The sequence below is a fragment of the Sphingobium sp. 15-1 genome, assembly GCF_013375535.1.
GTDB classification, from domain to species: Bacteria; Pseudomonadota; Alphaproteobacteria; order Sphingomonadales; family Sphingomonadaceae; genus Sphingobium; species Sphingobium aromaticivastans.
The window spans coordinates 2,066,820-2,087,959 of the sequence record NZ_JABXJG010000001.1 but is presented as its reverse complement, the minus strand read 5'-3'; the positions used below and the strand labels follow the sequence as shown (position 1 = coordinate 2,087,959).

The window sequence follows — 21,140 nt, the reverse complement described above, 5'->3', positions numbered from 1 at the left end:
TTGAACGACAATGGCGCGATCATCCGCAAGGCCATGGAATGGCGCGGCGCGCGGCTGGCGCTGGCGACGGTCGTGTCGACCTGGGGCTCGGCGCCCCGGCCGCGCGGCAGCCATATGATCGTGCATGAGGATGGCCGCTTCGAGGGCAGCATATCGGGCGGATGCGTCGAAACCGACGTGCTCCAGCGCGCCGCCGAAGTGATCGCCGGGCGTCCGGCGCATCTGGAGATATATGGTGTGGCCGATGGCGACGCCTGGGCGGTCGGCCTGCCCTGCGGCGGGGAAATCAGCGTGCTGGTCCAGCCGGTCGGCCCCGAGGGCTTCGATCCGGCGCTGTTCGAGCGGATCGCGGCGGAAAGCGGGAAAGGCAGGGCGCTCATCCTGTCCACCGACCTGGAAACGGGAGAGACGTGGGAAGGCGCGATCGAGGGACAGTTCCACAACCGCTACGATCCGCCGCGCCGGGTGCTGATCGTCGGCGCGGTGCAGATCGCCCAGTCGCTGAGCGCGCTGGCGCAGGCGATCGGCGTCACCCCGGTCATCATCGACCCGCGTGGCCGCTTCTTGACGGAGGAGCGCTTCCCTGGCGTCGAACTGGACGATCGCTGGCCTGACGAAGCGGTCGTTGCCCGCTTTCCCGGCGAATCGACGGCGGTGGTGACGCTCAGCCATGACATCAAGATCGACGATCCCGCGCTGGCGGTCGCCCTGCGCGCGCCCACCGGCTATATCGCCGCGCTGGGATCGCGCAAAAGCCACGCGGCGCGGTTGGAGCGGCTGACTGCCATGGGCTTCTCGGCGGACGATTTGGCGCGCATAGACGGCCCGGCCGGCCTCGACATAGGTGCAGTGGGTGCCGCCGAAATCGCCCTTTCCATCGCGGCGGGCATGATCGCTGGCTTCAACGCCAAGCACTAAAAATCCTCCCCATCAGGGATGGGGAGGGGGACCGTTTGCAAAGCAAATGGTGGAGGGGAAATGGCGCAACGCTTCCCCGGATTATGGCCTGTTAAGTTCAACCATGTTCCTGAGCAGGCAGGAACCCAGTTCAGACGGCGCGAATGGACTCCAGCCTATGCAGGAGCAGGTTGCGCTTCAATCAACCAGCATAGTCTCTACATAGACTCTAGCAGCACTTCCCCCCATTCTTGCCCCCATAGCGCGCCTCCTGCCGCTCCCGGAAAAAGGCGGTCCGATCCATGGGCGGCCGTTCGGGATGATGCTCCCGCATATGCCGCAAATAGGCGTCATAATCCGGCACCCCGACCATCATCCGCGCCATCTGCCGCAGCCTGTGGAGGAAGACACTCATTCCGCCGGCACCAGTTGTGCCGGAATCTCCCGCGCAGTCGGCGCCGCAACTCTCCGCGCCGCCAGGCAGGTCCGCACCGTGAAGAACAGCACCGCCAGCACCACGAACAGGAAGATCGCCACCAACCCGGCATCGACCCGGTCGTTGAAGATGATCGCTTCCATCTCCGCCATCGACTTGGCGGGTGCCAGCACTTCGCCCCTGTCAGCCGCCGCGCCGAACTTGGCCGCATGCGCCAGGAAACCCACCTTCGCGTCGGCCGAGAACAGCTTCAGCCAGCCCGCCGACAGGGTGCAGATCAACAGCCACGCCGTCGGCGCCAACGTCACCCAGGCGAACCTGTCCCGCTTCATCCGGAACAGCACCGCCGTCCCCAGCATCAGCGCGATGGCCGCCAGCATCTGGTTGGAAATGCCGAACACCGGCCAGAGCGTGTTCACCCCGCCGAGCGGATCGGTGACGCCCTGATACAGAAAAAATCCCCAGGCCGCGACCGTCAGCGCCGTGGCGACGATGCCCGGCGCCATGCTCTTCGTCTCCTTGAACCCCGGCACCGCCAGCGCGATCAGATCCTGCAACATGAAGCGCCCGGCCCGCGTGCCCGCATCCACGGCGGTCAGGATGAAGAGCGCTTCGAACAATATCGCGAAATGATACCAGAAGGCCTTCATCGCCGGGCCGCCCACGACATGGGAGAAAATCTCCGCCATCGCCACCGCCAGCGTCGGCGCCCCGCCAGCGCGGGAGATGATGCTATGCTCTCCCACATCCTTCGCGGTCTGGACGATCAGTTCGGGCGAGATCGGGAAACCCATGGCCGTCACCGCCGCCGCCGCGCTGACCGCATCCTTGCCGATCACCGCCGCCGGGCTGTTCATGGTGAAATAAATGCCCGGATCGAGGATCGATGCGCCCACCAGCGCCATGATCGCCACGAACGCCTCCATCAGCATCGCGCCATAGCCGATGATCGGCGCATGGGCTTCGCTGGCGATCAGCTTGGGCGTAGTGCCGCTGGAAATGAGGGCATGGAAGCCAGACACCGCCCCGCAGGCAATGGTGATGAACAGGAAGGGGAATAGCCCGCCCGCCCAGACCGGCCCGTTGCCGCTCGCGAACTGGGTGACGGCGTGCATCTTGAGCGGCGGCGCCATGATGACGATGCCAATCGCCAGTGCCGCGATCGCCCCGATCTTGAGGAAGGTCGACAGATAATCGCGCGGCGCCAGCAACAGCCATACCGGCAGCACCGAAGCCACCGCGCCATAGCCGATCAATATCCAGCAAAGCTGAACCGGCGTGAAGGTGAAGGCCGGCCCCCAGACCGGCGACTGCGCGATGCTCTGCCCATAGACGATCGCCGCCAGCAGCCCGACCAGCCCCAGCAACGACACTTCCCCGATCCGCCCCGGCCTGATCCAGCGCGTATAGGCGCCCATGGCCATCGCCAATGGCACCGTTGCCGCCACGGTGAACATGCCCCAGGGGCTTTCCGCCAGTGCCTTGACCACGATCAAGGCCAGCACGGCGAGGATGATCACCATGATCATGAAGGCGCCGAATAGCGCGATGGTCCCGGCGACTTGCCCCATTTCCATGCGGATCAGCTCGCCCAGCGACTTGCCGTCCCGCCGCATGGAGATGAAGAGGACCATGAAGTCCTGCACCGCGCCCGCCAGCACCACGCCCGCGATGATCCAGAGCGTGCCCGGCAGATAGCCCATCTGCGCCGCCAGCACCGGTCCCACCAGGGGCCCGGCCCCGGCGATCGCGGCGAAATGATGCCCGAACAATACTGTCCGGTCGGTCGCGACATAGTCCAGCCCATCGGCCCGCCGGATCGCCGGCGTGGGCCGCGACGGGTCCAGCCGCATCACATTCCGCGCAATATAGAGCGCATAATAGCGATAGGCGACGAGGAAGCTGCTCACCGCCGCCACCACGATCCAGAGCGCATTGACCGCCTCGCCGCGCGACACGGCCACCACTGACAGCGCCACCGCGCCGACGATGGCGATCAGAATCCATGGGATATGGCGGGTCATCATTCTCTCTGGCTGGCTGTTCGTCCGAAGCGCGACACAGTAAGGCCGGTGCCTGCAAAGACAATCGTCTCTTGTCCGAAAGGCAGCGACCGGCCCGTTCGCGACTAGGGATGGGGAGGATTTCGATGAGGGCGACCCGCCCCGAAAGGCCAGTCCACCGCGCCGCTCGCCCAAAGCGCCCACCAGATGATCACGGGCTGCAACGCCAGCCGTGGCCCATGATACCACCAGCTCAGATGGACGCCGTTCAGCGGAACGTCGCTCAGCGCATGATGGAAATTGGCCGGCCAGACGCATAACGCATAGAGCGCCAGTCCAACCCCCGCCGCCTTGCGCAAGGGGGGGATCATCAGCCCGACCGCCCCCGCAATCTCCGCCGCTCCGGTCAGCGCGACCACGGTCTCGGGAGAGGGCACCCAATCCGGCGTGATCGCGACGAAGCCGCCGGGCCGGGTCAGGTGCGCGACCCCGGCCACGCCATAGGCCGCCGCCAGCATCATCCGCGCGATCCGTCTCCCCCGCCTTTCAGGCGCCGCACGGCCGAATGTCATCCAAGCTCCAGTTCCGCCTCATTCTCGCCGTCCCAGACATGGGCGCGCTCCGCGTGAACCTTTATCATCACCAGCCCCGGCGTGTCCGGCCCTTCTTCGAACCAGCCTTGCAGATCGCTGTTCCAATGCGCCTCGAACGCGTCGCGGTCGCGGATCAGGTCGGCGCGGCCCTCCACGGCGATGAACAGCGGCTTCTGCTTGAGCAGCCCCGTCCGGCCCTGAAAGGAAAGCCCGACCCGCGGATCGCGCTCAATATCCTTGACCATCAGCGTGTCTTCGGTGGTGAAATAATAGCTGTCGCCGCCATAGGCGACATCCCGGTTGTTGCTCATCGGCCGCGCGCCGATCTGCCCGTCGTCCGCATGGGTCGACAACATCGCGAAATCGATGTCCTTCATCTTCTCCGCCAGGTTGGCGAGCGTCAACTGCATCATCGTCACTCTCCTTGTCCGCTTCCGCCTAAACGCATCACATCATGGCAGGCTCCCGAGGATTCGCCTTACGGTCAAAAAGAACATATCATGAACAAATATGCCCGATTCGCATGGAGCAACGCGATGGAAAGCCGTTCCGCCCATACCCTGTTCCGCCTGTTCTTCGCCTTGAAGCCCAGCCCGCTGATCGCGCGCCAGACGGACCATTTCGCTGAAACCATTGCCGCCGGCGCCCGGCGCATCGCCGTGGATCATCAGCATGTGACGCTGGCGATCACCTGCGACTATGTCGATTATCCCTATGCCGTCATCAAGGCGCTGCTGCGCGCTGGAACGGGGGTGATGGCCGAACCCTTCGACCTGCGGCTGGACCAGCTCAGCATCGGCAATCGATCGGCCGCGCTGCGCCCTTCGCATGGGGTGCCATTGTTGAATGCGCTGCAAAAGCAGATCGTGGCGGGCATGAAGGGGGCGGGCGTGATGTTGCGCCCCGGCTGGAGCTTCAGCCCGCATCAGACGCTCTTCTACCGCGACGGCCGTCCCGAACAGCGGCGGGTCGACGGCTTCGGCTGGCATGCCGATCAGTTCATGCTGATATGCAGCCATGTCGGCCGCACCCATCATGAAACGCTCGCCACCTGGCGGCTGAACGGTAGCGGGCAATATGATCTGTTCTGATGGACGTGATCCCGGCGGGGGGTGACCTGCGCAATGTCAGCGAATGGACATTAGGCGCGGCGTGTTCCTGCGAAGGCAGGAACCCAGTTCAGACGATGCAATGATATACGGAGGGCGGGACTGGGCTCCTGCCTTCACAGGAGCACGATATATTGCGCGGAAAGCAGCAGGTCGGCAATCCATCCAAATGAGAAGGCCGACGCGCGAAAGTCCTACTGGCGCGGCGGCTCATCTCGTTCTAAGTCTTTGTCTGATGACGATTGATCCGTTGGTGCTGTTGCAGGCCTATGCCATCGGCGTGTTTCCCATGTCGGATGACCGGGAAGCGGACGAGGTTTACTGGATTGAGCCGAAGCGGCGGGCGATCATGCCGCTCGATGGCTTCCATATCTCCCATTCGCTGGCCAAGACGATCCGGCGGGAACGGTTCCGGGTGACCGCCAATCGCGACTTCGCCGGGATCGTCCAGCTCTGCGCGCAGGTCGCGCCGGATCGGCCCTCGACCTGGATCAACCATCCGATCGAGCGCGCCTACCGCCATCTGCACGAGATCGGCTTCGCTCACAGCGTCGAGGTGTGGGAGGGGGAGGAACTGGTCGGCGGGCTTTATGGCGTGGCGCTGGGGCGGGCCTTCTTTGGGGAAAGCATGGTGTCGCGGCGGACCGACGCGTCCAAGGTGGCGCTGGCCTGGCTGACGGCGCGGATGCGTTTCGGGGGCTTCACGCTGCTCGACTGCCAGTTCATGACCGAGCATCTCCGTTCATTGGGCGCCGTCGAAATCAGCCAGCGCGATTATCTTCAATCGTTGGCGGGTGCGTTGGACGGCGTAGCGCTGGGGGCTGGGCGCGGCGTGCTGGCGGGCGGCTCCGGCGTCTGGGCGGAACTGGCATTTTCGCCGCTCGCCGGGGACGCCTTGGCCGGTCCGTCCGGCACATCGCCCTTGTCGCCCAGCTTCACCGTGTCCGGGCCGGTTTCGGGCCAGGACATCGTGCAGCTTCTCACCCAGACGTCATAGATCGGGTGCTGGACCACATTGCGGTCCGGCCGTTCCTTGAACAGCCAGCCGGAAAAATTGCGGCGCCATTTATTGTCGGCGGTGCTGCGCACGTCGAGTTGCACGAAGGCGCCGGTTTCCTGGACATTTTCCCAGGGCGCGGTGGTTTCGCACGCTTGCAGCCGGACGATGGCGTCGCCCACGCGCAGCGCTTCGCCGGGCTTCATCTTAAGATCGGTTGTGATGCCGTTGCGCTTGTTGAGCAGGCCGATGACGGCGACCCGCTCGTTCATCGGCGTGCCGGACAGGGCCGATTCGTCGCCGTCGCGGATCTTCTGTCCTTCGATGCGGACGGGGCCGGTCCGGTTCTCCGTGGGCATGTCGTCGCCGCCGCAGCTTGCGAGAATCAGCGTGCAGCCAAGAAGCGGCAGGAAACGTCCCGCCGGGCGCCGGATCATGATGCGTCGGGGCTCCACGCCTCATAATCGCCGGTCGCCTTCTGGCGCAGGCCGCCCTTTTCCAGCGCGCCCGAGGGGCGATAGGCCTGGGCCGTGCCGGTGGCGTTGGGGGTGAAATCCTTTTCCCAGATGTGCGGCGGCGGCAGGAAGCTTTCCGGCGCGCCCTCGATCGTATGATGCAGCCAGCCATGCCATTCGGCGGGCACGCGGCTGGCGTCGTTCGCGCCATTATAGATCACCCAGCGTCGTGTCAGGCCATTGGGGTCGGTGCCGCCCTGATAATAGACATTGCCCTGATGATCCTCACCCACCTTGGTGCCCTTGCGGGAGGTGTAGAGCGAGGTGCCGATGGTCGCGCCATCCCACCAGGTGAAGATCTTGCCAAGGATTCCCATGGGCGAAGCGCTTAGCCGCTGGGGCTGGCGCTTGGCAAGGGCGGATCATTGGCCTGGGCAGAAATTGAGGGGGTTTGGCGGGGACGGCCGGTCGCAATCGCCCCAAGTGACGCGGTCGCCTTCCCGGATGCCGAGTTCGGCCGCGCGGCCGCCGCGCAATTCCAGGACGGCGGCGACGGGGATGCCCGCGGAAACCGGCTCGCGGGAATGAGGGGCAGCGTTGGCCTTGAGATAGGCGATGCTGCCGTCGGTGTGGATGAACAGCATGTCGAGCGGGATCAGCGTGTTCTTCATCCAGAAGTTCGCCGTGCGCGGCGGGGACATGGGGAAGAGCATGCCGGAATCGGGGGCGAGCGACTTGCGGAACATCAGCCCCTGTTCCTGTTGCTGCTCGGTGAGAGCGAGTTCGACGGTGAAGCGGTGAGTGGTTTTGGCGCTGTGGATGGCGAGGGGGAGGAGGGCGGCGCGCTGGGTAACGGCGGTGGTGGTGGCGTTTTCGGCTTTGGGCGCGCCCTGGGAGCAGGCGGCGAGGAGGATCGCGAGAAGGAGGGGGAGGGGCTTCATGGGGGTGAGGTATCACAGCCTAGCGGTTAAAAAACAGCGTGCTCCTGCGAAGGCAGGAGTCCAGTCCTGCCCTCAACTCATTGACGCAACATCCGAACTGGGCTCCTGCCTGCGCAGGAGCACGTCGTGCTGAACGGCTATTCTTCCGCTTCCGGCACCTCCCCCGGCGCGGCGTCAGTCCAGCGGCGGGCGGTGGCGTAGCTGTGGCCTGCGCGAAGGAAGGCGGCGATCCATTTCTCGCGTTGTTTGGGGTCCGGGCGCTCTTGCGCATAGGGGCCGATGCGCTTGCGGCGGGCGAAGCGGTCGGCGGCGGTCCAGGCTTCGTTTCGGGTCTGGCTGTCGGCTTCCTCCCGGTCGGCTTCGGCTATGCCGTCGGCGCGCAGCGTTTCGGCAACGCGGCGCGCGCCATAGCCGCGACGGGCAAGCGACGCGCTTTTCATCACCGCATAGCTGGCGTCGTCGACATAGCGCAGTTCAGTGAGGCGATCGACCAGCGCGTGCGGGTCGGCGGGGTCTTCGCCGCCCCAGCCGCGTTCCTGGATTTTCCGGCCCAGATAAGCGAGCAGCTTGGCGCGGCTGGTGGCGAAACGGCCGACATAGCGCAGCGCCAGCTCGCGCAGGGCCTCTTCATCGAGCGGGGGAGGAGGGCGTTTATCGGCCATGGCAATGCTTCATGCGGCGTTTATGCCTTTGGCGCCTTGATTATGCCACAGTCGGGCCGGAATTTTACCGCCCCTTTTGGAGTAAAAGCCCAAGCTGGAATGCAACTATCCGGTGCAAAGCGGCGTGAAAGCTGTTAGCGGCGCGCCGGATTATGACAATTAAGACATTGGGTGACACCAATATGACGGGTTCGCAAAGCATGATGGCACCGACGCCGACCACCGACGATCTGCCGCGCCGTTTCTCGGACTTCGAGACGCTGGGCGAAGCGCTGGACTATGCTGCGGCCGGGCGGCGTGGCCTGAACTTCCACGATGCGCGGGGGAATCTGGCGCGGCCCTATCCGTTTGCGGAGCTGCGCGAGGACGCCATCGCCTGCGCGCACCGGCTGATCGCCCATGGGGTGAAGCCGGAGGATCGCGTCGCTCTGGTGGCGGAAACAGGCGAGGATTTCGCGATGCTGTTCTTCGGCATCGTCTATGCCGGCGGCTGGCCGGTGCCGCTGCCGCTGCCGACCAGCTTTGGCGGCAAGGAAAGCTATATCGATCAGTTGAACGTCCAGCTTTCGAGCTGCGACCCGATGCTGTTCCTCTTCCCCAAGGAATTGGAAGAGATGGCGGGGGAATCCGGCCGTCAGAAGGCGGTCGAGAGCATCGCTTTCGAGGATTTCATCGCGCGGGAGGCGGTGCCCTGCGAACTCCCGCAGGCGAAGGGCGAGGAAATCGCTTATCTGCAATATTCGAGCGGTTCGACCCGCTTCCCCCATGGCGTGGCGGTGACGCATCATGCGCTGCTCAGCAATCTCGCCGCGCACAGCCATGGCATGCAGGTGCAGGACAGCGACCGCTGCATCAGTTGGCTGCCCTGGTATCATGACATGGGGCTGGTCGGCTGCTTCTTGTCGGTCGTCGCCAATCAGGTGTCGACCGACTATATGAAGACCGAGGATTTCGCCCGCCGTCCGCTGGCGTGGCTGGACCTGATCAGCCGCAACGAAGGCACGTCGATCAGCTATTCCCCGACCTTCGGCTACGACATCTGCGCGCGCCGCATGTCGAGCCAGACCAAGGCGCAGGATCGCTTCGACCTGTCCCGCTGGCGGCTCGCGGGTAATGGCGCGGACATGATCCGCCCGGATGTGATGCAGAGCTTCGTCGACGCCTTTGGCGACGCGGGTTTCAGCCCCAAGGCGTTCCTGCCGAGCTATGGTCTGGCCGAGGCGACGCTGGCCGTCACCATCATGCCGCCGGGCGAGGGCATCATCGTCGAGCTGGTCGAGGAAACCGACCTGTCCGGCGGCGACGCGACCGAGGGCCGTCCGCAGCGTTTCCGCTCGATCGTCAACTGCGGCAAGCCCGCCCGCGACATGATCGTGGAAATTCGCGACGAGGATGGGGCCAAGCTGAACGAGCGCCAGATTGGCAAGGTGTGGACCACCGGACCAAGCCTGATGGTCGGCTATTTCCGCGACCAGGAGGCGACCGACGCCTGCATGGCCGACGGCTGGCTCGACACCGGCGACATGGGCTATTTGAGCGACGGCTATCTCTATATTGTCGGCCGCGCCAAGGACATGATCATCATCAACGGCAAGAATCACTGGCCGCAGGACATTGAATGGGCGGTGGAGCAACTCCCCGGCTTCAAGCAGGGCGACATCGCCGCCTTCGCCATCACCACGCCGGGCGGCGAGGAAGCGCCCGCGGTTCTGGTGCATTGCCGCACCTCCGACAATGATGAGCGCACGCGCCTGCGCGACCAGATCCGCGAGCGGGTGCGGGCGATCACCGGCATGAACTGCGTGGTCGAACTGGTGCCGCCGCGCACCCTGCCGCGCACCAGCTCGGGCAAGCTCAGCCGGTCGAAGGCGCGCAACCTCTATCTGACCGGCGAAATCCGGCCCTACGACATCGCCGCCTGATCCTGTTCGCGTGGCGCTTTCCCAAGGCTGATCGTATTCCAATTCGTCATACTGAACTTGTTTAACTGCGTTGGCCTTTGGCTCAGCATCCATCGTGCCTCCAGAGACGTTCGCTCGTTGGGATAAATGGATGCTGAAACAAGTTCAGCATGACGAATGTTCTTAGAGTAATCACCTTTTTCACGGCCGAATATCGATCGGTCCAGGCCCTGCGCTTTTTTCTGCACCTTTTCGCCCGAGCGTTACGGATTGCTAACCGCTTGCTGCTAAACCGGCAGGGTGAAACGCGGGCAAGGGCCATCCTCTGATCAGACTTGTCAGGAGCGCATGTCGCTTCGGGCGATGATGGGGCTTGCTGCCGTCCAGGGCGACGCCGCCGAACGGGTGCTGACCGCGCAATTGCGATCGGCGGATCATGTCGCGCTGCTGCGCCAGGCGATGAACGTCTTTGGCCTTGTCTTTCTGTGGCAGGTTTTTGGGCATCATGGATCGGGGACGGGGCTGACGTCGTGGAGCGTCGCGCTGGTTCTTTCCATGGCGGTCGGCGCCTTTCTGCGGCGCAGGCGGACCGCCGGAGCGGTGAGCGCGGCCGACATCAGGATTCACGGCCTTACCGGCCTGCTCCATGGGCTGGTCTGGGCGGCGTGCATGATGTCGCTGTCGTCGGGCCATGGCGCGGCGCAGTTGGTGGCGCACTGGACGCTGATCAGTTGCATCATGGTGTGCGGCGCGATCAGCTATGCCCCGACGCCGCTGGCGGCGACCGGTTTCCTGCTGCCATGCATCGCCGCTCTTTTCGTCATGTTCGGCGGGCGGGACCAGGCGCCGTTGCTGGCGCTCGCCACCAGCTATGCGCTGTCGCTGCTGGTCGGCTGTTTCCTCTATGCGCGGACCTTCGCCCGCCAGCATAGCGCCAGCGTGCAACTGGAGGAAAAGAGCGAGGTCGTCAGCCTGCTGCTGCGCGAATATGAACATGGCGCGTCCGACTGGCTGTGGCAGACCGATGCCGCGCGGCGGTTGAACGGCGTGTCGCCGCGCCTGGCTGAAATGCTGGGCCGCGCGCCGGCCCAGGCGGAGGGCGTGCTGCTGGTGCAGTTGCTGGCGGGAAGCGCTTGGGAAAGCGGCCTATTTCCGACCGAGCTGCATGAGCTGGCCGACCATCTGAAGCGGCGGGAGAGCTTCAGCAACATCGTCCTGCCGGTCGAACTGGCGGGCGCGATATGCTGGTGGGAATTGTCGGCCTCCCCCCGTTATGACGAAGGGGGGACGTTCCTGGGATTCCGGGGCGTCGGGTCGGATATTACCGAGCAGCGGGAATCGGCGGAGCGGATCGCGCAGCTTGCGCGTTTCGATCCGCTGACGGGCCTGCCCAACCGCGCGCATCTGCGCGATGTGCTGGACCAGGCGATGGCGGGCGGCGGCGGGCGCGGGGCTGGCTGCGCTTTCCTGATGATCGACCTCGACCGGTTCAAGGCGGTGAACGACACGCTGGGCCACCAGATCGGTGACAAGCTGCTGAGCCAGGTGGCGCGGCGGTTGCGGCACATCTGTTCCGGCGCGGAATTTTGCGGCCGGATCGGCGGCGACGAATTTGCCGTCGTCGTCCCGCAGGCGGGAGAGCATCACGGCATAGAGAAGCTGGCGGTCAGGATCATCAGCGGCCTTTCCGCCCCTTATCAGGTGGACGAACATACGCTGTATGTGGGCGCGTCGGTCGGTTCGGCGGTGTCGCCGCAGGACGGCAGCGAATCGGAGGCACTGATCCGCAGCGCGGACCTGGCCCTCTATCGCGCCAAGAGCGAGGGCGGCGGCCTGCATTGCGCCTATGAGCCGCAACTGCACGCGCAGGCGGAGGAACGGCGCCAGTTGGAGCTAGCGCTGCGCGACGCGCTGGAGAAGAATCAGTTGCACGTCCTGTTCCAGCCCGTGGTGGAGGCGCAGGAGGGCACGGTGGTCGGGTTCGAGGCGCTGGTGCGCTGGACGCATCCGGAAATGGGGCCGATTTCGCCCGCCAAATTCATCCCCGTCGCGGAGGAGGCGCGGCTGATCGGGCCGATCGGGGAATGGGTGTTGCGGACTGCCTGCAAGGAGGCGTCGCGCTGGCCCGATGGGGTGCGGATCGCGGTCAATGTTTCGGCCGAGCAACTGACGCATCCCAGCTTCGTCGGCGCGGTGGTGTCGGCGCTGGCGCAAAGCGGGCTGGATGCGCGGCGGCTGGAGCTGGAAGTCACCGAAAGCGTGTTCGTCAACGCCGATACCGGGGCGCTCAAGATATTGGATCAGTTGCGCGGGCTGGGGGTGCGGCTGTCGCTTGACGATTTCGGGACGGGCTATTCCTCGCTCGGCTATTTGAGCCGGACGCGCTTCGATACGATCAAGATCGACCGCAGCTTCGTAGTGGGCGCGGCCAACAACAAGGCAGAGAGCCTGGCGATCATCCGCGCCGTGGTGACGCTGGCCGACAGCCTGGGCATGGCGACCACGGCGGAGGGCGTCGAAACCGAAGCGGAACTGGCGATGGTCCGTGGGCTTGGCTGCCGCAAGGTGCAGGGTTTCTATTTCGGGCGACCCATGCCGGCGTCGGACGCAGCGGCGCTCTTCCCGGCGGATCAGTTGCGGGCGCGGGCGTAGATTCCATGGCGTTGGGAATGGGGGCTTGGGTGGGAAGCGGACCGTCCGCTCCTTGAAGCGTTCCGTGCTCCTGCGAAGGCAGGAGCCCAGTCCCGCCCTGAATGGATCACCGCGCCGTCTGAACTGGGCTCCTGCCTTCGCAGGAGTACGGAACGCTTAGCGGCAAAATCCCCGCACGAACCTTAGCGTTTCTGCAATTGCCGTTCGATCGTCGTCCACAGCGCGGCAAAGGCCTGAGCCGGGGCTGACGCGGCGGCGAAGGCGCCCAGCGGCTTGCGGCGGACCGCCATCTGCTCGACCGTGCTGGCCATGGGAATGGCGGGCCAGCCGGGCTGCGCTTCCAGCGCCGCGCGGTGCAGGGCGCGGCGGCGGTCGACCATGGAATAGACCGGCATGATCGGCGGATGGCTGCCGCCGCGCTGGACCAGATAGCGGGCGACCTCCCCCATGGCGCGCTGGGCGAGGGGGGAGGGGATGACGGGAATCACGATCATGTCGGCGGCGCGCAGCACCTGCTCGCTGGTTTCGGTCAAGCCGGGCGGGCAATCGAGGATGATGCGGTCATAATCCTTGCCCAGGCTCTCGATCAGCTTGGCGAGGCGTTTCTTCTTGTCCATCTCGCGGAACAGATGGTCCAGGCTGCGCAGCGAGGTGTCGGCGGCGATCAGGTCCAGGCCGGGCACGGTCGAGGGCTGGATCAGCTTGCGGACCTCCACATCCTTGCTGAAGATAGCCTGCGCGGCGTCGCGGCTTTCGCTGTCGGTGGAGATCAGCCAGCTCGACGCCGCCTGCGGGTCGAGATCCCAGAGCAATGTTCGCCGTTTCGAGATGCTTGCGGATGCCCAGGCGAGGTTGATCGCGAAGGTGGTTTTGCCCACGCCCCCCTTGAGGCTGTAAACGGCGATGGTCGCCACTTGCGGTTCCTTTGCCATGAGCGGAAGCTATATTGCTGCACCGCCAAAGCAAGGGCTGAATCATGGCAATGTTACGGGGTCATGACATTGGGCGCCGATGAAGGGCTCAGGCAGCGCCCGCCATCCCCGTCAGCGCAGGAGTAGTGGATAGAAGGTTGAATTCAGGCCGGACGGTAGATGGCGTAGACCTTCTTCACCTGTTCGCGGCTGTCCCAACTGCACTGCGCGCCCTGTTCGACCAGGAAGATGTCGCCCTTGCGAAAAGTGCCTTCCCGGCCGTCGCCGTCGACGAAAGTGACGCTGCCGTCGAGCAGGTGCATCAGTTCATAATGGCGATAGGACATGGAAAGGCGGTGATAGGGGGTCGAATCCCATGTGCCGCAGACGAATTCCGTGTCGGCGGAGCGATAGTCGGTGAAGTTGCGGCAGGTGGGCGTCGGGCCGACCAGCAACTCGGCCAGCGGCGGGTTGGACGGTTCGAGCGGGGCGCTTTCGTCGATGGGGATGACGGCCGGGGCGCCGTCCGGGCTGCCGTTGCGGCGCATGGCGATGAGGCGCGCGCCCTCGCGCGAGGACCAGGTGAAGCTGGTGCCCTTGGTGATGACGGTGCTCTGGTTGGCGGCAAGCTGGGTCGTGCCGTCGGCGGTTTCCAGGGTGAGCGCGCCGTCGAGGAGGATGAGGAATTCGTCATCGGGCAGGGCTTCGACGCGGCCGCGCCCTTGCGGCAGGACGACAAGGCTGATCGAGATCGGGCCTGCGGGGAGATCGAGAGCGGCGCGGCTGGCCAGGAAGGGGTCGCCCAGGGTTTCGGCGGGGAGCGTGGCGGTCTCGGCAAAGGCGCGCAGGTCGCGGAAGCTGCGGGTTTCGATGGCCAGTGCTTCGGTCATGGGTGGTCCTTATCCTGTCGGGCAGGGTGAGGATTTAGACCGAGAGCAGCAGCATTTTTCGCCCAAGGGAGGGGGCTTTGCTCAAGATTCTGCTGCGGATGACCTTAGTTCGAAGAATGTTGTGCTCCTGCGCAGGCAGGAGCCCAGTTCAGACGTTGCGACGATCCACTGACGGCGGGACTGGGCTCCTGCCTGCGCAGGAGCACGGAAGTGCCATGGCTTATGCCGCGGCGCGGCGTTCCTTCAGTTCCTCGTTCAGCATTTCCGCGAGCAGGAAAGCGAGTTCGAGGCTCTGCGCCGCGTTGAGGCGCGGGTCGCAATGGGTGTGGTAGCGGTCCGCCAGTCCTTCGTCGGTGATCGCCACAGCGCCGCCGGTGCATTCCGTCACATTCTGGCCAGTCATTTCGGCATGGATGCCACCGCCGAAGCTGCCCTCGGCGCGGTGCACGGCGAAGAAGCCGCGCACTTCCGCCAGGATGCGGTCGAACGGGCGCGTCTTGTAGCCATTGGCCGCCTTGATCACATTGCCGTGCATCGGGTCGCAGGACCAGACCACCGGATGGCCTTCGCGCAGGACGGCGCGGACCAGCTTGGGCAGGCCCGCCTCGATCTTGTCATGGCCGTAGCGGGTGATCAGCGTGATGCGCCCGGCCTCGCGGGTCGGGTTCAGCACGTCCAGCAGGCGGATAAGCGCATCGGGCTCCAGCGACGGGCCGCACTTCATGCCGATCGGATTGCCGATGCCGCGCAGATATTCGACATGGGCCGACCCTTCGAACCGCGTGCGGTCCCCAATCCACAGCATGTGCGCGGAGGTGTCGTACCAGTCGCCGGTCAACGAATCCTGCCGGGTCAGCGCCTCCTCATAGGGGAGCAGCAGCGCCTCATGGCTGGTGTAGAAGCTAGTCCCGCCAAGCTGCGGCACGGTTTCGGGCGACAGGCCGCAGGCGCGCATGAAGTCGAGCGCCTGGCCGATCTGGTCCGCCATCGCCTCGAACTTTGCGGCCCAGGGGCTGCGGCCCATGAAATCCAGCATCCAGCCATGCACTCGGTCCAGGCTGGCATAGCCGCCGGTCGAGAAGGCGCGCACCAGGTTCAGCGTCGCCGCCGATTGGTTATAGGCGCGGATCATGCGCTGGGCGTCGGGTTCGCGGGCCTCGGGCGTGAAAGCGATGTCGTTGACATTGTCGCCGCGATAGCTGGGCAGCTCCACGCCGCCGATCGTCTCCGTATCGGCGGAGCGGGGCTTGGCGAACTGGCCCGCCATGCGGCCGACCTTCACGATCGGCAGCTTGGAGGCAAAGGTCAGCACCACCGCCATTTGCAGCAGCACGCGGAAGGTGTCGCGGATATTGTTCGGGTGGAACTCCGCGAAACTCTCGGCGCAGTCGCCGCCTTGCAGCAGGAACGCCTCGCCATTCGTCACCTTGGCGAGTTCATGCTTCAGGTTGCGCGCTTCGCCGGCAAAGACGAGCGGGGGAAACTGGCTGAGCTGTGCCTCCACCGCGCCAAGCGCCTGGGCATCCCGATAGAAGGGCATCTGAATGCCCTTATGCTCCCGCCAGCTTTCCGGCGTCCACTTCGCCGCCACTTTGAGTCTCCCAAAAAGTCTAAAATAGGGGCCGCACCTACGCGCAACCAGAGCCTGACGCAAGTTTATAGCGGCGGTGGCGCGTGCCGGGTTCCTATAGCGGCGCGGCCGGGGCGACCGGCGTTATTTCTCGCAAGGATAATGTTCGTTGAGCGCGACGCTGACCAGGACGGAGGCGGGCGCCTTTCGCTGGTCGGGATAGCGGTTGAGATAGGCGATGACGATGCGTTTCACTTCCTCCGCGTCCATCTGCGCGGGCCAGCAATTGGGCTTGGCGCGGCCGATGAACACGTCCTTCTTGATGCCGTCCACCGCGCCGACGATATAGGCGGTGCAGGCGAGCGCATATTCGGGTGCCTTGTTGCGGCATTTGACGAGCAGGGTGGTCCCCGTTTCGAACATATAGGTCTGAGCAGGTGCAGCAATTGGGATTGCCGCCATTGCACTGAGCGCGATAAGCGCTGCCGTTGCGTGTTTGAGCATGTGCGGAATCTGCCCGTTTCGGCGCGGCCTGTCCAAACGGACCGGCCTTCCCCGCGCACATCCTGCCTCAGATGAGGGACGTTTTCCAGCGCGCTCCGTGCAAACGCCTGCCGGCAAGCTTTAAGCGAGGTTCAGGCGCCAGTCCCAGCGGAGCGGGTCGCCGTCCATTACTTCGACGCCGCGGGCGATCAGGGCGTCGCGGATTTCGTCCGACAGGGCGAAGTCCTTTTCGGCGCGGGCGGTCTGGCGGCGGTCCAGTGCGGCTTCGATCTCTTCCGGCGTGATCTGGGCGTCCTTGGGCTGGATACGCAGGTCGGCGCGGCTGATCGTCAGCAGGTTGAGCCCCAGTGCCTGATCGAAGGCGGCTAGCAGGCAAAGCTTTTCGTCCACCGGCACCTTTTTCAGGGCGATCGTCTCTTCCAGCAGCGGAAGGGCGCGGGGAGTCATTAGATCGTCGCTGATCGCGGCGTCGAACTGTTCGAGCAGCGGGGCCAGCTTGGGGTGGAGATTGGCGCGCAGCCAGTCCAGGCGCAGCGATTGCCAGGTGATGCCTTCAGCGCGGGCCTTGAGATTTTCGACGCCCATGATGAGGCGCTTGAGGCGGGTGAGGGCGGCGCTGACGCTTTCCGCGCTGAACTCCAGTTCGCTGCGATAATGGGCGCCCAGACACAGCAGACGGTAGGCGAGCGGATGCACGCCTGCGTCGATCAGCGAGAATAGGGTGGTGAAGCCGCCCTTCGACTTGCTCATCTTGCCCTGACGATCGACCAGGAAGTTGTTGTGCATCCACCATTGGGCGCCGGTGAAGCCCGGTTGCGCGTCATTGCAGCCGCAATAGGCCTGGTTCTGGGCGATCTCGTTCGGGTGGTGGATCTCGCGATGGTCGATGCCGCCGGTATGGATGTCGAACGGATGGCCAAGGCGCGCCTCGCTCATCACCGAACATTCGAGATGCCAGCCCGGCGCGCCCTTGCCCCAGGGAGAATCCCATTCCATCTGGCGCTGCTCGCCCGGAGGGGACTTGCGCCAGATGGCGAAGTCGCTGGGGTTGCGCTTGCCCGCGACCGGATCGATGCGGGCGTGAGCGGCATCATCGCGGCCCCCGGCAAGCGCGCCATAATCCGGGACGGTGCTGCTGTCGAAATAAAGGCCGGTTTCCAGCTCGTAGCAATGATCGGGCGCGATCTTCTCCGCGAAGGCGATCATTTGTGGGACGTAATCGGTCGCGACCGTCCATTCGCTGGGCGCGATGATGTTGAGGTCCGCGATGTTGCGCTTGAAGGCGTCGGTATAATGGGCCGCGATGTCCCAGATGCTCTTCGCCTGGGCGCGGGCGGCCGCTTCCATCTTGTCGTCGCCCGCGTCGGCATCCGAGGTCAGATGGCCGACATCGGTGATGTTGATGATGTGGGTGACGTCCAGCCCCTTCCACAGCAGCGTCCGGCGCAGCGTGTCGGTGAAGACATAGGCGCGCAGATTGCCGAGATGGGCGTAATTATAGACCGTCGGGCCGCAGCTATAGACGCGGGCGTGGTTGGCTTCGATCGGCGTGAAGGGTTCGACCGTGCGCGTCAGGCTGTTGAACAGGCGCAAGGGGGCGTCGGCATGCTGCTCGGCGGGGGTGAACTGGTCGCTCATGGGCGCAGCCATGCGGCGGTTGGATCGAGGCGTCAACTGGGCTGTGCATTTGTAACAAATTGTTGCTGACGGGCCGATCCTTTGTCCCATCCCTTGCATTGGCGCGTTGGTCCCCCGATATTGCTTGTGCGGGCCGGGCCCCTCTGGCGGTTGGATGATGTGACATGTCCAGCCGCGATGTCGGACCGCATCGAGTGTGCTCGGTGCAGGTTCGTGAGCGTTTGCCCCCCTCTGACCTCACGAAGACCGCGCCGGGCCACTCGATCCCAAGGCTGTTTCGGCCGTAACTGACTGTTGGATGGAGTATCAACGCCGTGAACAATCCCGTTCGTATGCCGGGCTATGGTGCGAGCCAGACGGCGCAGACCGATGCCGGGCTGCGCGCGCACATGCTGGGCGTTTTCCGCAATATGGGCATCGGCCTGGTCATTACCGGGCTGGTCGCCGCCTTCATCGGCAACACGCCGGTGCTGGCCGCCGCGATCTTCGGCACGCCGCTCAAGTGGGTGGCGATCTTCGCGCCGCTGGCCTTCGTGTTCTTCTTCAGCTTCCGCATCGAAAAGATGACGACCGCGGGCGCGCGCATGGCCTTCTACGCCTTTTCGGGCGTGATGGGCGTGTCGCTGGCCAGCATCTTCCTGGTCTTTACCGGCGGGTCGATCGCGCAGGCCTTCTTCTCTGCCGCCGTGATGTTCCTGGCCATGGCGCTGTGGGGCTATACGACCGGGCGCGACCTGTCGAAATTCGGGTCGTTCCTGATCATGGGCCTGATCGGCATCCTGGTCGCGAGCCTGATCAACATCTTCATCGGCTCCTCGGCCATGCAAATGGTGATCTCGATCATCGGCGTGGTGGTCTTCACCGGCCTGACCGCCTGGGACGTGCAGCGCATCAAGTCGGAATATTTCACTTACGCTGGCCATGAAGTCGCGCAGAAGATGCAGGTGATGGGCGCGCTGTCGCTTTATCTGAACTTCGTCAACCTGTTCCAGATGCTGCTCAGCCTGACCGGCGAGCGGGAGTAATCCGGATGCGGGATCAGGCCGCGGTGTCGGCCATGCTCTGCCCGGTCTGTCATGTGGGACTCTCCATGACGGACCGGCAGGGGGTCGAAATTGACTATTGTCCGCAATGCCGGGGCGTCTGGCTGGACCGGGGTGAACTGGACAAGATCATCGAGCGGTCGGTGGGCGGAGTTCCGGTGCCACCGCCCAGCTATCGGCCGGATCGTGACGACGGGCGATATTATCAGAAGAAGCGGAAGAAGAGCTTTCTGGAAGAGCTGTTCGACTGACCGGAAGCGGCCCCGATTGCGGGCCGCTTTTTTTATGGATGCATCATAGGCGCTTTCCCGGAATGGCGATAAGAGGGGCGGATATGATCCCATCGGGCCGGATCGCCTTATTCGAGTGAGTTGCATGCCAGGTACCCACGGGGACGCTTTTCAGCAGGTTACGCCGGTCATATTGGCGGGAGGATCGGGGACGCGGCTGTGGCCGCTGTCGCGCAAATCCTACCCCAAGCAGTTCGTGCCCCTGCTGGGCGAGCAGACGCTGTTCCGATCCGTCGTGGAACGGCTGTCGGGCGCGGGGGAGGGTTTTGCCTTTGCCCGACCGGTGGTGCTGACCAACGCAGCCTTCCGCTTCATCGTGGCCGAGCAATTGGCGCAGGAAGGCGCGGACGCTGAGGCGATCATGATCGAGCCTTCGGTGCGCAACACCGCGCCCGCGATATTGGCGGCGGCGCTGCATCTGGCGGCGGGCGATCCCGATGCGGTGATGCTGGTCGCGCCGTCGGACCATGTGGTGCCGGATGGAGTGGCTTTCCGGGCGGCGGTGAGCCAGGGGCTGACGGCTGCGCGGGACGGCGATCTGGTGACCTTCGGCATCCAGCCGACGCGGCCGGAGACGGGCTATGGCTATTTGCAGGTCGTGGCCAGGCCCGACGGATCGGGACAGCCGATCAAGCTGGCCCGTTTCGTGGAGAAGCCGGATGCGGCGCGGGCGCAGGAGATGCTGGCGAGCGGCGATCACCTCTGGAATGCCGGGATTTTCCTGTTCGCGGCAAAGGATCTGATCGCGGCGTTCGAACGTCATGCGCCCGACGTGCTGGCGGCGGTGCGGCCTGCCGTGGATGCGGCGGAGGGCGATCTGGGCTTTTTGCGACTGGCGGCCGAGGCGTGGGATGCCGCGCCGGACATCTCCATCGACTATGCGATCATGGAGCGGGCCGGCAATCTGTCGGTCGTCCCTTATGATTCCGGCTGGTCGGACCTTGGCGGCTGGGACGCGGTGTGGAGCCATGCCGGGCCGGATGGCGCTGGCGTGACGCTGGGCGGCGGAGCGACGGCGATCGATTGCAGCGATACGCTGCTGCGCTCCGACAGCGAGGGCATGGAACTGGTCGGCATTGGCCTCAGCAACATCATCGCGGTGGCGATGAGCGATGCGGTGCTGATCGCGGACAAGTCGCGGGCGCAGGATGTGAAACTGGCGGTGGAGGCGCTCAAGAAGAAGGGCGCGGTGCAGGCGGAGAGCTTTCCCAAGGATCACCGGCCCTGGGGCTGGGTGGAAGGCCTGCTGACCGGGGAGCGCTTCCAGGTGAAGCGCATCGTGGTGCAGCCGGGGCAATCGCTGAGCTTACAGAGTCACTTCCATCGGTCGGAGCATTGGATCGTGGTCGAGGGGACGGCCAAGGTCACGGTGGACGGCGATGTGACGCTGCTGACCGAGAACCAGTCGCTTTATGTGCCCGCCGGAGCGAAGCATCGGGTGGAGAATCCGGGGAAGATACCGGTGGTGTTCATCGAAGTGCAGACGGGCACCTATCTGGGGGAGGATGACATCGTGCGGTATGAGGATCGATACGCGCGAAAGTGAACGAAGCGCTGATAAAGCGCGCTTCGTCATCCCCGCGAAGGCGGGGATCCATCTCCTACCCGAAGCGCTGGATGCGACGTCGGGAGATGGATTCCCGCCTTC

The 21,140-nt window shown here is 64.8% G+C and carries 20 protein-coding genes and 1 pseudogene; 8 read left to right on the top strand and 13 right to left on the bottom strand.

Translation table 11 applies throughout. The features are described 5' to 3' along the window. Positions 1-918, top strand: a complete 918-nt coding sequence (locus HUK72_RS09815) for an XdhC family protein (protein ID WP_176596624.1) — start codon at positions 1-3, stop codon at positions 916-918. Between the two features lie 208 nt (positions 919-1,126). Here HUK72_RS09815 and HUK72_RS09810 read toward each other — a convergent pair whose 3' ends face one another. The 4 genes from HUK72_RS09810 to HUK72_RS09795 all read right to left on the bottom strand — a co-directional run bounded on the left by HUK72_RS09810 (position 1,127) and on the right by HUK72_RS09795 (position 4,342). Continuing rightward, a complete protein-coding gene (locus HUK72_RS09810) occupies positions 1,127-1,312 on the bottom strand; it encodes a YbdD/YjiX family protein (protein WP_176596623.1) in 186 nt (61 codons plus the stop codon). After that, positions 1,309-3,357 carry a carbon starvation CstA family protein gene (locus tag HUK72_RS09805; RefSeq protein ID WP_176596622.1) on the bottom strand — a complete coding sequence of 683 codons (2,049 nt, stop codon included), beginning with the start codon at positions 3,355-3,357 and terminating at the stop codon, positions 1,309-1,311. The genes HUK72_RS09810 and HUK72_RS09805 overlap by 4 nt, the downstream gene beginning before the upstream one ends. Positions 3,358-3,461: 104 nt before the next feature. Next, a complete protein-coding gene (locus HUK72_RS09800; RefSeq protein ID WP_255325658.1) occupies positions 3,462-3,908 on the bottom strand; it encodes a DoxX family protein in 447 nt (148 codons plus the stop codon). After that, a complete protein-coding gene (locus tag HUK72_RS09795; RefSeq protein WP_176596621.1) occupies positions 3,905-4,342 on the bottom strand; it encodes a pyridoxamine 5'-phosphate oxidase family protein in 438 nt (145 codons plus the stop codon). Before HUK72_RS09795 ends, HUK72_RS09800 begins: the two co-directional genes overlap by 4 nt. 123 nt (positions 4,343-4,465) lie before the next feature. Between HUK72_RS09795 and HUK72_RS09790 the strand changes: the two genes are divergently transcribed. Together HUK72_RS09790 and aat are read left to right on the top strand one after the other, a co-directional pair. Continuing rightward, positions 4,466-5,020, top strand: coding sequence for a 2'-5' RNA ligase family protein (locus tag HUK72_RS09790; protein ID WP_176596620.1), 555 nt, complete (start codon positions 4,466-4,468; stop codon positions 5,018-5,020). 253 nt (positions 5,021-5,273) lie between these two features. Beyond that, a complete protein-coding gene (gene aat, locus HUK72_RS09785; RefSeq protein ID WP_176596619.1) occupies positions 5,274-6,035 on the top strand; it encodes a leucyl/phenylalanyl-tRNA--protein transferase in 762 nt (253 codons plus the stop codon). A gap of 35 nt (positions 6,036-6,070) precedes the next feature. On the opposite strand, the pseudogene HUK72_RS27215 reads toward aat, so the two are convergent. The 4 genes and pseudogenes from HUK72_RS27215 to HUK72_RS09765 form a co-directional block, all read right to left on the bottom strand. Continuing rightward, a pseudogene (locus HUK72_RS27215) lies at positions 6,071-6,241 on the bottom strand (DUF2155 domain-containing protein); the annotation flags it as partial. Between the two features lie 227 nt (positions 6,242-6,468). After that, complete coding sequence (locus HUK72_RS09775) at positions 6,469-6,867, bottom strand: NADH:ubiquinone oxidoreductase subunit NDUFA12 (RefSeq protein WP_176596618.1); 399 nt, start codon at positions 6,865-6,867, stop codon at positions 6,469-6,471. 45 nt (positions 6,868-6,912) lie between these two features. Further along, complete coding sequence (locus HUK72_RS09770) at positions 6,913-7,431, bottom strand: DUF192 domain-containing protein (protein ID WP_176596617.1); 519 nt, start codon at positions 7,429-7,431, stop codon at positions 6,913-6,915. Between the two features lie 137 nt (positions 7,432-7,568). Beyond that, positions 7,569-8,093, bottom strand: a complete 525-nt coding sequence (locus tag HUK72_RS09765; protein ID WP_176596616.1) for a regulatory protein RecX — start codon at positions 8,091-8,093, stop codon at positions 7,569-7,571. A 200-nt stretch (positions 8,094-8,293) separates the two neighbouring features. On the opposite strand from HUK72_RS09765, the gene HUK72_RS09760 reads away from it, so the two are divergent. Further along, positions 8,294-10,015 (top strand): fatty acyl-AMP ligase, encoded by a 1,722-nt coding sequence (locus HUK72_RS09760; protein ID WP_176597811.1) that lies wholly within the window; start codon positions 8,294-8,296, stop codon positions 10,013-10,015. Positions 10,016-10,357: 342 nt separating this feature from the next. Then, the gene (locus HUK72_RS09755; RefSeq protein ID WP_176597810.1) at positions 10,358-12,646 is read left to right on the top strand and encodes a bifunctional diguanylate cyclase/phosphodiesterase; all 2,289 of its coding nucleotides are present in this window, start codon (positions 10,358-10,360) and stop codon (positions 12,644-12,646) included. A gap of 182 nt (positions 12,647-12,828) precedes the next feature. On the opposite strand, the gene HUK72_RS09750 is transcribed toward HUK72_RS09755, so the two are convergent. The 5 genes from HUK72_RS09750 to cysS form a co-directional block, all read right to left on the bottom strand. Then, positions 12,829-13,578 carry a ParA family protein gene (locus tag HUK72_RS09750; RefSeq protein WP_176596615.1) on the bottom strand — a complete coding sequence of 250 codons (750 nt, stop codon included), beginning with the start codon at positions 13,576-13,578 and terminating at the stop codon, positions 12,829-12,831. A 143-nt stretch (positions 13,579-13,721) separates the two neighbouring features. Then, positions 13,722-14,447 (bottom strand): cupin domain-containing protein, encoded by a 726-nt coding sequence (locus HUK72_RS09745; protein WP_176596614.1) that lies wholly within the window; start codon positions 14,445-14,447, stop codon positions 13,722-13,724. A 220-nt stretch (positions 14,448-14,667) separates the two neighbouring features. After that, positions 14,668-16,038 (bottom strand): class II 3-deoxy-7-phosphoheptulonate synthase, encoded by a 1,371-nt coding sequence (locus tag HUK72_RS09740; RefSeq protein ID WP_176596613.1) that lies wholly within the window; start codon positions 16,036-16,038, stop codon positions 14,668-14,670. A 123-nt stretch (positions 16,039-16,161) separates the two neighbouring features. Then, the gene (locus tag HUK72_RS09735) at positions 16,162-16,479 is read right to left on the bottom strand and encodes a Rap1a/Tai family immunity protein (RefSeq protein ID WP_176597809.1); all 318 of its coding nucleotides are present in this window, start codon (positions 16,477-16,479) and stop codon (positions 16,162-16,164) included. 162 nt (positions 16,480-16,641) lie between these two features. Then, a complete protein-coding gene (gene cysS / locus HUK72_RS09730) occupies positions 16,642-18,159 on the bottom strand; it encodes a cysteine--tRNA ligase (RefSeq protein WP_176596612.1) in 1,518 nt (505 codons plus the stop codon). A gap of 332 nt (positions 18,160-18,491) precedes the next feature. Between cysS and HUK72_RS09725 the strand changes: the two genes are divergently transcribed. The 3 genes from HUK72_RS09725 to HUK72_RS09715 all read left to right on the top strand — a co-directional run bounded on the left by HUK72_RS09725 (position 18,492) and on the right by HUK72_RS09715 (position 21,038). After that, the gene (locus HUK72_RS09725) at positions 18,492-19,184 is read left to right on the top strand and encodes a Bax inhibitor-1/YccA family protein (RefSeq protein ID WP_176597808.1); all 693 of its coding nucleotides are present in this window, start codon (positions 18,492-18,494) and stop codon (positions 19,182-19,184) included. A gap of 5 nt (positions 19,185-19,189) precedes the next feature. After that, entirely contained in the window at positions 19,190-19,453 is a 264-nt protein-coding gene (locus tag HUK72_RS09720; protein ID WP_066555269.1) for a zf-TFIIB domain-containing protein, read from the top strand. A 124-nt stretch (positions 19,454-19,577) separates the two neighbouring features. Then, positions 19,578-21,038: a mannose-1-phosphate guanylyltransferase/mannose-6-phosphate isomerase gene (locus HUK72_RS09715; protein ID WP_176596611.1), complete on the top strand. Its 1,461-nt coding sequence runs from the start codon at positions 19,578-19,580 to the stop codon at positions 21,036-21,038. Positions 21,039-21,140: the final 102 nt, after the last annotated feature.

Coding starts and splice junctions, on each gene's coding strand:
- HUK72_RS09810 (WP_176596623.1), bottom strand. CDS start 1,312: ATGAGTGTCTTCCTCCACAGGCTGCGGCAGATGGCGCGGATGATGGTC.
- HUK72_RS09805 (WP_176596622.1), bottom strand. CDS start 3,357: ATGACCCGCCATATCCCATGGATTCTGATCGCCATCGTCGGCGCGGTG.
- HUK72_RS09800 (WP_255325658.1), bottom strand. CDS start 3,908: ATGACATTCGGCCGTGCGGCGCCTGAAAGGCGGGGGAGACGGATCGCG.
- HUK72_RS09795 (WP_176596621.1), bottom strand. CDS start 4,342: ATGATGCAGTTGACGCTCGCCAACCTGGCGGAGAAGATGAAGGACATC.
- HUK72_RS09790 (WP_176596620.1), top strand. CDS start 4,466: ATGGAAAGCCGTTCCGCCCATACCCTGTTCCGCCTGTTCTTCGCCTTG.
- aat (WP_176596619.1), top strand. CDS start 5,274: ATGACGATTGATCCGTTGGTGCTGTTGCAGGCCTATGCCATCGGCGTG.
- HUK72_RS09775 (WP_176596618.1), bottom strand. CDS start 6,867: ATGGGAATCCTTGGCAAGATCTTCACCTGGTGGGATGGCGCGACCATC.
- HUK72_RS09770 (WP_176596617.1), bottom strand. CDS start 7,431: ATGAAGCCCCTCCCCCTCCTTCTCGCGATCCTCCTCGCCGCCTGCTCC.
- HUK72_RS09765 (WP_176596616.1), bottom strand. CDS start 8,093: ATGGCCGATAAACGCCCTCCTCCCCCGCTCGATGAAGAGGCCCTGCGC.
- HUK72_RS09760 (WP_176597811.1), top strand. CDS start 8,294: ATGATGGCACCGACGCCGACCACCGACGATCTGCCGCGCCGTTTCTCG.
- HUK72_RS09755 (WP_176597810.1), top strand. CDS start 10,358: ATGATGGGGCTTGCTGCCGTCCAGGGCGACGCCGCCGAACGGGTGCTG.
- HUK72_RS09750 (WP_176596615.1), bottom strand. CDS start 13,578: ATGGCAAAGGAACCGCAAGTGGCGACCATCGCCGTTTACAGCCTCAAG.
- HUK72_RS09745 (WP_176596614.1), bottom strand. CDS start 14,447: ATGACCGAAGCACTGGCCATCGAAACCCGCAGCTTCCGCGACCTGCGC.
- HUK72_RS09735 (WP_176597809.1), bottom strand. CDS start 16,479: ATGGCGGCAATCCCAATTGCTGCACCTGCTCAGACCTATATGTTCGAA.
- cysS (WP_176596612.1), bottom strand. CDS start 18,159: ATGAGCGACCAGTTCACCCCCGCCGAGCAGCATGCCGACGCCCCCTTG.
- HUK72_RS09725 (WP_176597808.1), top strand. CDS start 18,492: ATGCCGGGCTATGGTGCGAGCCAGACGGCGCAGACCGATGCCGGGCTG.
- HUK72_RS09720 (WP_066555269.1), top strand. CDS start 19,190: ATGCGGGATCAGGCCGCGGTGTCGGCCATGCTCTGCCCGGTCTGTCAT.
- HUK72_RS09715 (WP_176596611.1), top strand. CDS start 19,578: ATGCCAGGTACCCACGGGGACGCTTTTCAGCAGGTTACGCCGGTCATA.